Raw genomic sequence first — 12,249 nt, 5'->3', positions numbered from 1 at the left:
TAAAACAGGGTTCTGTAAGATTTTGTAAGGCAATTAAACTTGCAATTTAAAATTTATGCGAAAATTTACTTTTGCTGTTGAAAAGTTTATTAAAAAATGAGAAAATAGATGTGGCTAAAAAATGCCCCTTATTGCATAATTATATTATTGGTTGCTAAATTTTAAAAGCTTCATGGATTAATTGCAGAATTTCTTTTATAGATACTATAAAGGAATCTTCAAGATGCTTTGAAAGCTTTTTTTCTTGATGGAGCTTAAAAAGGAGGAAAACTTTTAATGGAATGCTTGATGGCAGTCATTCTTGCCGCCGGAGAAGGAAAAAGAATGAAGTCCAAAAAAGCAAAGGTTGTGCATGAAATCCTCGGTATACCTTTGGTTGAATGGGTTTATAGATCGGTAAAAAACGCAGGAATAGATGATGTTGTAGTTGTTGTTGGGCATAAAGCGGAGCAAGTAAAAGAAAAAATGGGAGACAAAGTCCTTTACGCTTTTCAAGAAAAGCAAATGGGAACGGGGCATGCATTAATGCAAGCCCAGGAATACCTGAATGATAAAGACGGTTATGTTGTAGTGCTGTATGGAGATACGCCGCTAATTTCTTCACAAACCATTTCCAATACCATTAATTATCACAAAGAAAGTGCAAATTCAGCCACGATTATTACTGCGGAGCTTGATAACCCTGACGGATACGGCAGGATAGTAAGAAGCGGTGACGGCAGTGTCAAAAAAATCGTTGAGCACAAAGATGCATCTTCGGATGAAAGAAATATAAAGGAAATTAATTCAGGGATATACTGTTTTAATATAAAGGATTTGACGAAAGCTTTAAATGAGCTTGATAACAACAACAGCCAGGGAGAGTACTACCTTACGGACACTATTGAAATACTTATAAACAAAGGCAAAAAGGTCGGAGCAATAAAAGTTCGGGACAACAACGAGATACTGGGTATAAATGACAGAGTCCAGCTTGCCGAGGCAGGCCGGATAATTAGAGACAGGATTATAAGAAGACATATGGAAAATGGAGTTACGATAATTGACCCTGATTCCACATATATTGATGAGGATGTGGAAATAGGCATTGATACGGTGATTTATCCTTCAACAATTATTGAAGGAAAGACTAAAATAGGCGAAGATTGCATAATCGGGCCGGGAAGCAGGCTTGTGAGCGCCCAAATTTCCGACAGAGTAGAGATAAAGAATTCCGTTGTGCTCGAAAGTTCGATAGACGATGATACGAAAGTAGGTCCCTTTGCATATATAAGACCGGGAAGTACGATAGGTAAAAAGGTTAAAATCGGTGATTTTGTTGAGGTTAAGAAGTCTGTAATAGGAGATAAAACAAAAATATCTCATCTTACTTATGTGGGAGATGCCGAAATCGGAAAAAATGTCAACTTAGGATGCGGAGTTGTAGTGGTGAACTATGACGGACAGAAGAAGAACAAGACAATTGTTGGAGACAATGCGTTTGTGGGCTGCAATGTAAATCTGATTTCGCCTGTTGAGGTTAAAAGCAATGCATATGTGGCAGCAGGCTCTACAATTACGGATGAAGTACCGGAAAATTCTCTTGCCATTGCCAGAAGCCGGCAGGTAATAAAAGAGGACTGGGTTGTAAAAAGAGGAATGCTAAGGCAAGAGAAAGATTAAATACGATAAATTTTTTATTATTTAATAATTAATATAATAAAAAGTAAGAAGGGGAACATAAGATGAATTTACATGGGAAGGATATTAAAATTTTTGCAGGAAACTCAAACATGGGATTGGCTAAGGAAATTGCAGAAAAAATAGGTCTTCCGCTCGGGTTGGCAAATGTAGGGAAGTTTAGCGACGGTGAAACTGCAATTAATATTGACGAGGTTGTAAGAGGTTCTGACGTGTTTATTATTCAATCCACATGTCCGCCTGTTAATGACAACCTTGTTGAATTGTTGATTATGATAGACGCTCTTAAAAGGGCTTCAGCGGGCAGAATAACGGCTGTAATGCCGTATTTCGGATACGCAAGACAGGATAGAAAAGCTAAAGCCAGGGATCCTATTTCAGCAAAGCTTGTAGCAAATCTTATCACAACTGCGGGAGCGGACAGGGTACTTACTATGGACCTTCATGCACCTCAATTGCAAGGATTTTTTGATATTCCGGTGGACCATCTGTTGGGCGGTAATATACTTGCCAACTATTTCTTGGAGAAATTCCAGGATATGAGCGATGTTGTTGTGGTATCGCCTGATGTAGGCAGTGTTTCAAGGTCCAGAAAATTTGCTCAAAGATTGGATGTTCCGTTGGCGATTATCGACAAGAGAAGACCGAAGGCAAATGTTTCCGAAATAATGAACATAATAGGAGATGTTAACAATAAGAGAGTAATATTGGTGGATGACCTTATTGATACGGGAGGAACAATTGTTAATGCTGCAAATGCTCTTGTGGAAATAGGGGCAAGAGAAGTATATGCATGCTGTACTCATGGACTTTTGTCGGGCCCTGCAATTCAAAGAATTAAAGAGTCCGAAATCAAGGAGCTTGTTACATTGAATACAATTCCGTTGGACGAGAGCAAGCGCCTTGATAAGATAGTTTCGCTGTCAGTTGCTTCTGTGTTTGCTGAAGCCATTGAAAGAATATACGGAGATATTTCCATAAGCTCGCTCTTTACCCAGCAGGATTAATCTTTAAAGGTTTTGGTAAAGCATGAGGTTGTTGCGAATAATAGTATATTAAAAAATTTTACATTGCCTCCTTAATAGAATTAGGGAGGCAATTTATTAGTTTGCATTTTACTTAAAATGCTATCGTGTAAACATAAGAAGAGGTGGAAAATTTGGAGGATTTGTTTGTAATAGTGGGACTTGGCAATCCGGGAGCCAAGTATGAAAATACCAGACATAATGTGGGGTTTGACACTGTGGAGATTCTCTCAAGAAGACACAATATAAAGCTTTCAAAGCTAAAGCATAAGGCCCTTATCGGAGATGGAAATATAGGAGGGCGAAAGGTAATTTTGGCCAAGCCTCAGACCTTTATGAACCTTAGCGGCGAAAGTGTACGGGAAATAGTTGAATGGTATAAGATTCCTGTAAAAAATATTATAATAGTATATGATGACATAGATTTGCCTGTGGGAAAGCTCAGATTGAGGCCCAAGGGCAGTGCCGGAACCCATAACGGAATGAAATCGGTAATATACCAGATACAATCCGATGAATTTCCCAGGGTGAGAATCGGTATCGACAAGCCGCCGGAAGGATGGGATCTGGCAAATTACGTTCTTGGCAGGTTCTCCAATGATGAAAGAAAGATGGTTGAAGAAGCTATCGAGCGTGCCGCAGACGCTGTTGAGACCATAGTAAAATCCGGTATTGACAGCGCGATGAATAAATACAACAAATAATACACTGATGCTAAGAGGTTTATTCGATATGAGTATATTAAAGGATAAACAGTATCTGATGGAGCCCCTTTTTGAAATAAAGGAGTATACCGATGTACTTGAGAACGTCAAAAAGGGAATACCTACAACTCTGACAGGTCCTTCGGAATCCCAGAAGGCTCATATAGCCTGTGCTCTATGCTGCCATCTGGGGTTAAAAGGCATATACATAGCTTATAATGAGATGCAGGCAAGAAGAATGTTTGAGGACATCTCATTTTTCTTCGGGAAAGATGCTGTATTTTTCCCGTCAAGGGAAATTATGCTTCATGATGTGGAGGCAAAGAGTTACGATTCAATTTATGAGCGAATAAGTGCTCTTTACAGGATTGTAAACGATGACTACAGCTTTATAGTAACCAGTGCCGAGGCATTGTGTCAAAAACTCATCGATAAAGAGCTTTTCAAAGAAAGCATAATAAATATTGCTTTAGGGGATAGGATTGACCTTAGCCTTTTTATACAAAAGCTTGTATCCATAGGTTATGAAAGAGTGACAACCGTTGAAGGAAAAAGCCAGTTTGCAGTCCGGGGAGGAATTATAGATATTTTTCCGGCAAACAGTGACACTGCGGTAAGAATTGAGCTTTTTGACGATGAGATAGACTCTGTAAGAAGCTTTGACACCATGACCCAAAGGTCTATGGAAAACATTGAAGAAATAACGGTTTTGCCTGCAAGGGAGTTGATTTATTCCTTAGACTTCAGGGATACCATTTTAGAGAGAATATCTAATGACCTCAAAGAGCAGATAAAGAAAATGGAGGGTAAAGACAGCAAGAATCAGAAAGAAAGGCTTGAGGCAAAAATAAGCTCCGATATTGAAAGATTTTCTCAAGAATACTATTTTGCAGGGATGGACAGGTATATTCCTTATATTATCGAAAAACCGTCTATCATAACTGATTATATTGAGTCCGAGATACACACTTTTGTGGATGAACCCAAAAGATTTGAGCAAAGACTTGAGACCCTTTTGGCGGAAAGCAATGAGATGTGTAAAAGCTTCATGGAAAACGGACAGCTCCTTGCAGGAAGCTTTGATATTTTCTTTGACTGTGATTATTTACGGGAGAAGCTTGAGAAAACCAAAAACACCTTGTATTTTTCCACTCTTCCATCTAATTATGAGCAGGAAGTAAAGAGGGAGAACATAGCCTCAAAGCTCCTTAATTCATATCAGGGGCATTTGGAGATACTGTCGGAGGACATAAGCTACTGGAAGAAAAACCGCGCAAGAGTGGTTATACTTTCCGGGACTAAAAGTCGCGGCGAAATGCTGGTGGAGACTTTAAGGACGAAGGATATAGAAGCTGTATATATGGATACGCCTAACCGGGAAATTCAACCCGGGGAGGTGGTAATAACCCATGGCGTATTAAACCGGGGGTTTGAATACCCGGGCATTGGATTTGTGGTAGTAAGCGGAAAAGAACTGTTTGGACAGGAGAAAAAATTAAGAAAGCATAAATCTGCCAAGGGAAAGAAAATAAGCGTATTTACTGATTTGAATGTCGGGGACTATGTCGTTCATGAGATTCATGGTATAGGAAAATATATAGGAATTGAACAACTGGTGGTAGAGAACATAAAAAAGGATTATCTCAAAATTCAGTACAGTGAAGGGGATTATCTTTATGTTCCTACAAACCAGCTTGATTTGATACAGAAATACATAGGTTCCGAGGGGAAAACGCCGAAGCTTAGCAAACTGGGGGGAACGGATTGGACAAAGGCCAGGGCCAAGGCGAAGGAATCGTTGAAGGAGCTTGCTGAGGAGCTTATTAATCTATATGCCCGGAGGGAAGCTGCAAAAGGGCATTCCTTCGGAAAAGATACGGTGTGGCAGAAACAGTTTGAGGACCTGTTTCCGTACCAGGAGACAGAGGACCAGCTAAAATGTATTGAGGAGATAAAAAGGGATATGGAATCGCCTAAGCCGATGGACAGGCTTCTTTGCGGCGATGTGGGCTACGGCAAGACCGAAGTGGCAATGCGTGCAGTATTTAAGGCGGTTATGGACGGAAAGCAGGTGGCTTATCTTGTTCCTACAACGGTTCTTGCCCAGCAACAGTACAACAATTTCAAGGAGAGAATGAAAGACTTTCCCGTAACGGTGGAAGTGATAAGCAGGTTTAGGTCGCAGTCGGAGCAGAAGAGGATATTAAAAGATGTAAAAACGGGCATGGTTGATGTACTTATCGGAACCCACAGGCTGCTTCAGAAGGATATAGCCTTTAAAGACCTTGGACTTTTGGTTATAGACGAAGAGCAGCGTTTTGGAGTGGCGCACAAAGAAAAGATAAAAGGCATGAAGACAAATATTGATGTTTTGACCCTCACGGCAACCCCCATACCGAGAACCCTGCATATGTCCCTTGTAGGAATTAGGGATATAAGCACTATTGAAGACCCACCGGAGGAGAGATATCCGGTTCAAACATATGTTATGGAATACAACGATGAGGTTGTAAGGGATGCTATAAGCAGGGAAATGAGCCGGGGAGGACAGGTCTTTTATCTTTACAACAGGGTAAGAAGCATAAATTTGAAGGCAGCGGAAATACAAAAGCTGGTTCCCGAAGCCCGGGTAGCTGTTGCCCATGGGCAGATGAACGAGACGGAGCTGGAAAACATTATGTTCCAATTTGTCAACGGTGAGTATGATGTTCTTGTGTGCACTACCATAATTGAATCTGGCTTGGATATGCCAAATGTAAATACCATTATAGTAGAAGATGCAGACAAGATGGGACTTGCCCAGCTTTACCAGTTGAGGGGCAGGGTGGGCCGTTCAAACAGGCTTGCCTATGCATACATAACATACAAAAAGGACAAGGTGCTTTCTGAAATTGCGGAAAAAAGGCTCCAGGCAATAAAGGAGTTTACGGAATTCGGTTCGGGATTTAAAATAGCGATGCGCGACCTTCAAATAAGGGGTGCGGGAAATCTTCTCGGTCCGCAGCAGCACGGACACATAGACTCCGTCGGTTATGACATGTATTGCAAGCTCTTGGCTGAAGCGGTAAACGAGCTTAGGGGCATACCTTACGAAAAGGAGGAAGAGGAGATTTCCATAGATATAAATGTGAGCGCCTATATAGATAATGATTACATCAATGACGAGAACCAAAAGATTGATATGTATAAAAAAATTGCATCAATAAATGATGACCATGATGTGCTGGATATTGAGGACGAGCTGATGGACCGCTACGGCGAGATACCGCAGCCGGTAAAGAATTTGCTTGAAATTGCATACATAAAATCTTTGGCTAAAGCGTGCGGATTTTCATCCGTTCAGGAAAAGAACGATACTGTAATCTTTCAGTACTCTGAAAATAAAAGCATAAATTTTGAGGTATTGGGAAAGCTCATGGACAAATACAGAAGAAAACTTCTTTTTACGGCCAGCAACAAACCCTATATCACCTTTAAGACAACGGGAGTTAAGAGAGAGGATATTCTCGAAATTATTAAGATTTTGTTACAAGACATTAAGAAATTGCAGGAGGATTTATAATTTATTATAATAAATATAGTTGGCATTATTGTGTAGACATAAAATAATTATATAAATCCGACAAAGCATATTAAATTTCAATTCAAGCTGTGCTATTTTTCTTGCGCCGGAAAGACAGCATGAAGATAGTAATATTACTTATGGAATGTGAGGGATTCTATTGAATATGAGGAAAAAGATTGACGGGAAAAAGAAGGCAGTCATTGCTGTTATAGCGTTACTGGTTGTAGCTTTGACTGTGGGAGGTGTTGTTTGGTATTCGTATGCAACAAGTTATGTAGCTACTGTTGCAGGCGAGAAAATTACCAGTAATGAGTACAAATATTTTCTGGGTTCGGTAAAAATTCAAATGGAAAATGATGCGAAGCTTGAAGACGAAGCATCAAAAAAGGCTTTCTGGGATTCGAAAGTGGAAGGTGTTGACGCAAGAGAGCTTGCAAAGCAAAGAGCTCTTGACAGTTGCAAGGAGTTTAAGATACAGCTTTTGAAAGCCAAGGAAAGAGGATTGTTTTTAAACGACAAAGATATGCAGGAAATTGAAAATTCAATCACCACACTTCTCAGTCAAATGGAACAGTTTAATCAGGCAGCGAAAAATACCGGCGTCAAAATCATGTCAGCTGAAGAAATGTTCAAAGATACCTATGGAATTACTATTGGACAATATAAAGAGATATTAAAAGACCTAAGACTTGTTTTCAAATTTGTGGAAGATGAGCAAAAAAAGATTACCGTTACCGACGAAGAATTGGAAAACAGATACAAAGAAAACAAAGATATTTTTGATAAGCTAACCATAAGGCAAATAATATTTTACACTATTAATCCTATGACAGACGTTTCCTTGTCGGAGGAGGACAAGAAAAAGGTATATGACAAGGCAAAGGCTGCCCTTGAGAGGGTAAACAAGGGAGAAGACATGGAAGCGTTGGCATTGGAGCTTTCAGAGGACAGCGGTGTTGAGGGGAACAAGGGATTGCTGGATATTAATTATACCAAGGCAGGTGATCCTGCTTTAGTAAATCTTGTTAAATGGGCTTTTGGACATAAAGTTGGGGATACAGATATAGTTGAGACAAATTATGCATACCACGTTGTAAAGCTGGAGAAAAGGACGGAATATAAAGACGTTGTTCAAAATGTGAAAAATGCAATACTGTCGGAAAAATACAACTATATTCTAAAGGATTGGACGGAAGAATCCCAGTACGATTTAAAAGAAAATGAGTTTGCATTAAAGAGAATAAAAATCTAATTAATACTAAGAAATAAATTAATGACAATAATAAAAAGGGGTTGTTTCAAAATAAAATTTTGAAATAGCTCCTTTCTTTGAATAAACGTGCAAAATCAAATAGCCTTTTTTCTTTCGGCTAATTTTCTCTTAAACTGATTTACCAAAACATCTACATCATCAATTTTCATAAAATAGATAATTACAAAATATATCAATGCTCCGCCTATAATTGATATTACAATTGAAATATTAGGGCTTAAAAAGTTTTTAATATATTCGTAAGATATATATGCTATAAAGCCCATAATCAACGAGGCTGCCAAAATCTTGAGAAATTTCAAACCCATTGATTTTATTCCCAAAGGGCCTATTTTCCGTCTTAGCGTTGCGAACATTAATATTGTAATAAATATGCCCACTATACTGGTTGCCAGTGCCAAACCTCCGATTCCTAAGTACTGAGATAAAATTATATTCAAAATAATATTTAATGCCATGCCAATACCTGCGTTAATCGTTGGAGTTTTAGTATCTTTAACAGAGTAAAACACTCTTGCCAAAACATCTCTGATTCCAAATGCCGGCATACCGATAGAATAATAAAACAAGGATACGGAAGTCATATCTATTGCCGTTTGGTCAAATGCCCCTCTTCCAAACAGTAATACAACTATTTCTCTTGAAAAAATCATAGCCCCGACAGTTAACGGCACCAATAGCAGCGTCACTCCGATAATGGATTCCGACAACACTTTTTTAAGCTCTTTTATATTATTTTCAGCCGCCAATTTTGATATTGCAGGATACATCACCGCAACTACCGAGACAACGAAAACTCCTTGGACGAAATTGTTCAATCTTGATGCGTAGTTTAAGGCAGAAATTCCTCCCACGGAAATTTGGGAGGCCAGTGTCCTGTCAACAAGCTTGTTGACTTGGTTTACGGAGGTTCCCAATATAACCGGTATTGATAAGAAAAACATCTTTTTTATGTCGTCATCAATTTTAAAGTCCAGCCTATGCTTGTATCCCGACTTTATTATACTGGGAAACAAAAAAATGGTTTCCAGTGACATTGCAATGAAAGTTCCTAAAGGTAAAATTAAGATATCCCAGTTTGTACTTGCAATAATAGATATTATAACTATGAAGTTGTAGGGAAACCCTACTATTGCCGGAATAACAAAGTTGTTTTTAATCTGAAGCAAACTTTTAAAAACATACCCGATTCCAATAAAATAAATACTTAGGGAAATTATTCTGGTAAATTGAACTGCCAGACTCATAGTTTCATTATCAAAACCGTATGCAAACAATCTTACTATTTCTTTTGTAAAAATAAATATCAAAAAAATAATTGCTGTAGAGATACCTGTAATAATATTTACAACTTTGCTGGTAAAAGCGTTTGCAGCATTGGTGCCTTTTTCGGTCAATACGCTGTTGTGTATGGGAATAAATGTTGTAGCAAGCCCGGCACCGACAAAGGCAAAAATGACACTGGGTATTGTAAGGGCTGTTATATAAGCATCGCTTTCACTGCTCACACCATAAAAGTACGACAGAGTTATTTCACGAAAAAAACCGAAGAATTTTGATGCAATTGTTATAATAACCAGTACTATGGCAACTTTTTTCATATATCCTCGACCCTCGTCATATTAATTGATTGAAAGCATTCAAGTATCCGTATTCTATAGCATCACAGACTTTTTTAATGGTGTACTTTTCATAAACAGTTTTAATGCAGTTTTTTCCCATGTTTTTTCTCAAGATTTCATTAATAATCAATTCACTTAGTTTATCCGCAAGGTCTTCACAGTTGTTTGGCTGGACTAAAAGCCCGTTCTTCCCGTTTTCGGATATTTCCGGAATTCCGCTAAGCTTACTGGCAACCCACGGATTTCCCATAGCCATTGCTTCAAGTATGGAGTTTGGGAACATTTCTCCTTTAACCGAAGCAAGGGTATATATGTCCAAAGCCGCTTGAATATTGGGTATATCCCTTCTAAATCCAGTGAAATGCACAAATTCTTCCACACCCAAATCCCTTGCAAGTTCTTTGCAAGCCTCAAGTCTTTCTCCGTCTCCGACTATTACAACTTTGAAATTTGAGGTTTTCTTAAGGATGTATGGAATAGCCTTTATAAGTACTTCTTGGCCCTTGTTGTAGTTGACTCTTCCCACGGTACCGATAAGAACCGTATCTTCCCCGGTCCCAATTTCATTTCTGAAAGCATCCCTATGACATTTTGATATGTCAAATTTTTCGGTATCCACTCCGTTGTATGTATTTATAATTCTATCCTCTCTCACTCCCGCTCTAATCAGCATTTGCTTTGTAAAATCGGATACCGCAAAAAAAGTGGCAGGGTAAAGCCTGTATATGAAATTTCTCCACTGATAACCTTTGCGAATTTCCATACCTCTAACACTGTGGGTAATTGCCACTTTTCTATTTACAGTCTTTGATGCCAAGTATGAGGTAAATGCTGCAGCGGCATTGTGGCCGTGTATCACGTCAATGTTTTCTTCCTTGAGTATTTTTCTTATCTTTATAATATTTTTTATTGTGGAAACAGGGCCTCTTTTATTTATTGCCAGTGTGGGTATGTCAATGTGCTTAAACTCTTTTCTGATTTCTTCTGCAAGGATTCCTCCGCTCGACGCAAAAATTGTATTATGACCTCTTCGTCTCATTTCACGGGCAATCTCCAGGCTCTGTGTTCCGGGCCCGTTGTCTCTAAATTCGGACCTGATTTGCAGTATTGTCAGCCTTTTCTTCATGGATTTTCACTTCCTCTCTAGTCAGTTTGTAAATTCCGGCATTCAGTCCTGCGACTATATAAAAAAGCATTGCAGGTTTACTGTTAAAAAGGGGATTGTTGAACATACAGTATATGGCTGTGAAGACAACAAACATTACGGACGATAGTGCTATACACTTTCTGCTATTGTGCATTGACCTTTTAAAAACATAAACGGAGTAGTATATATTCGTGGCAAAAATCAAAAGGTACAAAACCAATCCGGTGATCCCCAATTCACTTCCCGTCTGAAGATAAAAGTTGTGGGCGTGGGGATAGATGTTTACAGATTGCATATATTGGGGCAGCAAATAATAATATCTCCAGTTGTCGATTCCCACTCCGACCAAAGGATGATCTTTAATCATCTGTATGCTTGCATTCCAAATTGCAAGCCTTTCTATGTTTGAGAAAGTAGCTGCTTTGTTGGTTATTGATAACAGGGTTCTTTGAATATCGTAAGGCAGGCTTTCAAAGTTAAGGTATCCTATGATGAAAATCAAAGCCATAATAAATACCGTCTTGTATTTCCTGTTATAAATGGCAAAGATTCCAAGGGTCGTAACGATTGCCACCAATGCACCTCTGCTGCCTGCAGAAATTAAAGCTATTGCAAAAACAACAATAGTAAGGGGATTTATTTTTTTGAAAGTTTTGGTTTTATCATACAGCATTACAACAGCAATTATTAATATGCCCCCAATATAATATGCAAAATGGTTGTCAGTCTTTAATAAAATTATATATTTTCTAAAATCGAACAGACCGATTAAGTCAATGAGCTTTAAGCATGACGCGCTTAAAGCCGAAACTATTACAAACCGAAAGGCTTTTTCGATAAAAGCGTCCTTAAACTCATAAGCTAAAGAAGTAGCCGTAATACTAATCAAGAAATATGATACTACTATAAGAAGCTCCCTAAATGAAGTCGCTATATAAATGGAATTAAATATACCTAAAAATCCCACCAGTACAACAAGGAAATATTCTGACGTCAGTGCATTTCTTTCTATTCGGATTTTATATAGCATTAGTAAAAATGACACTAAAAAAACAGCCAAGGATTCATACCTGCCTATGATGGGAAGCGTCAGTACAAACAGCAAAAATATCGAATCAGCCGCAATTGTTTTTTTCCTTGTGTTGCTTCGAAGAAGTATCACTATATTTATAAATGCTAAAATCAAAATCAAAAAATAAACTACCTTTGATGCCATTTTAATCACCTGATTTT

Annotated in this window: 8 protein-coding genes; 5 read left to right on the top strand and 3 right to left on the bottom strand. The window is 38.5% G+C overall.

Annotated features, from left to right (window positions below; genetic code table 11):
• Window positions 1–276 precede the first annotated feature (276 nt).
• The 5 genes from glmU (at window position 277) to PLH43_RS06625 (ending at window position 8,226) form a co-directional block, all read left to right on the top strand.
• Window positions 277–1,662, top strand: a complete 1,386-nt coding sequence (glmU, locus tag PLH43_RS06645) for a bifunctional UDP-N-acetylglucosamine diphosphorylase/glucosamine-1-phosphate N-acetyltransferase GlmU (protein ID WP_324361362.1) — start codon at window positions 277–279, stop codon at window positions 1,660–1,662.
• 62 nt (window positions 1,663–1,724) lie between these two features.
• Window positions 1,725–2,687 carry a ribose-phosphate pyrophosphokinase gene (locus PLH43_RS06640; RefSeq protein WP_324361360.1) on the top strand — a complete coding sequence of 321 codons (963 nt, stop codon included), beginning with the start codon at window positions 1,725–1,727 and terminating at the stop codon, window positions 2,685–2,687.
• 161 nt (window positions 2,688–2,848) lie between these two features.
• Window positions 2,849–3,409 carry an aminoacyl-tRNA hydrolase gene (gene pth / locus PLH43_RS06635; protein ID WP_349255143.1) on the top strand — a complete coding sequence of 187 codons (561 nt, stop codon included), beginning with the start codon at window positions 2,849–2,851 and terminating at the stop codon, window positions 3,407–3,409.
• A gap of 28 nt (window positions 3,410–3,437) precedes the next feature.
• The gene (mfd, locus tag PLH43_RS06630) at window positions 3,438–6,971 is read left to right on the top strand and encodes a transcription-repair coupling factor (protein ID WP_324361356.1); all 3,534 of its coding nucleotides are present in this window, start codon (window positions 3,438–3,440) and stop codon (window positions 6,969–6,971) included.
• A 166-nt stretch (window positions 6,972–7,137) separates the two neighbouring features.
• Entirely contained in the window at window positions 7,138–8,226 is a 1,089-nt protein-coding gene (locus PLH43_RS06625; RefSeq protein WP_324361364.1) for a peptidylprolyl isomerase, read from the top strand.
• 95 nt (window positions 8,227–8,321) lie between these two features.
• Here PLH43_RS06625 and murJ read toward each other — a convergent pair whose 3' ends face one another.
• Genes murJ through PLH43_RS06610 form a run of 3 tightly spaced genes read right to left on the bottom strand, consistent with a single transcriptional unit; the run spans window position 8,322 to window position 12,232 of the window.
• Entirely contained in the window at window positions 8,322–9,848 is a 1,527-nt protein-coding gene (gene murJ, locus PLH43_RS06620) for a murein biosynthesis integral membrane protein MurJ (protein ID WP_324361354.1), read from the bottom strand.
• 16 nt (window positions 9,849–9,864) lie between these two features.
• The gene (locus tag PLH43_RS06615; protein ID WP_324361352.1) at window positions 9,865–10,995 is read right to left on the bottom strand and encodes a glycosyltransferase family 4 protein; all 1,131 of its coding nucleotides are present in this window, start codon (window positions 10,993–10,995) and stop codon (window positions 9,865–9,867) included.
• Window positions 10,952–12,232 (bottom strand): O-antigen ligase family protein, encoded by a 1,281-nt coding sequence (locus tag PLH43_RS06610; RefSeq protein ID WP_324361351.1) that lies wholly within the window; start codon window positions 12,230–12,232, stop codon window positions 10,952–10,954. Before PLH43_RS06610 ends, PLH43_RS06615 begins: the two co-directional genes overlap by 44 nt.
• Between the last annotated feature and the right edge of the window lie 17 nt (window positions 12,233–12,249).

Source organism: Acetivibrio sp., assembly GCF_035371925.1.
Lineage (GTDB): Bacteria > Bacillota > Clostridia > Acetivibrionales > Acetivibrionaceae > Hungateiclostridium.
The sequence above is the reverse complement of the archived record's forward strand: the minus strand, read 5'-3'. Positions and strand labels throughout refer to the sequence as shown.

What these genes read in the sequence shown, in the direction of transcription:
- glmU (WP_324361362.1), top strand. Translation starts at nt 277, where the DNA reads ATGGAATGCTTGATGGCAGTCATTCTTGCCGCCGGAGAAGGAAAAAGA.
- PLH43_RS06640 (WP_324361360.1), top strand. Translation starts at nt 1,725, where the DNA reads ATGAATTTACATGGGAAGGATATTAAAATTTTTGCAGGAAACTCAAAC.
- mfd (WP_324361356.1), top strand. Translation starts at nt 3,438, where the DNA reads ATGAGTATATTAAAGGATAAACAGTATCTGATGGAGCCCCTTTTTGAA.
- PLH43_RS06625 (WP_324361364.1), top strand. Translation starts at nt 7,138, where the DNA reads ATGAGGAAAAAGATTGACGGGAAAAAGAAGGCAGTCATTGCTGTTATA.
- murJ (WP_324361354.1), bottom strand. Translation starts at nt 9,848, where the DNA reads ATGAAAAAAGTTGCCATAGTACTGGTTATTATAACAATTGCATCAAAA.
- PLH43_RS06615 (WP_324361352.1), bottom strand. Translation starts at nt 10,995, where the DNA reads ATGAAGAAAAGGCTGACAATACTGCAAATCAGGTCCGAATTTAGAGAC.
- PLH43_RS06610 (WP_324361351.1), bottom strand. Translation starts at nt 12,232, where the DNA reads ATGGCATCAAAGGTAGTTTATTTTTTGATTTTGATTTTAGCATTTATA.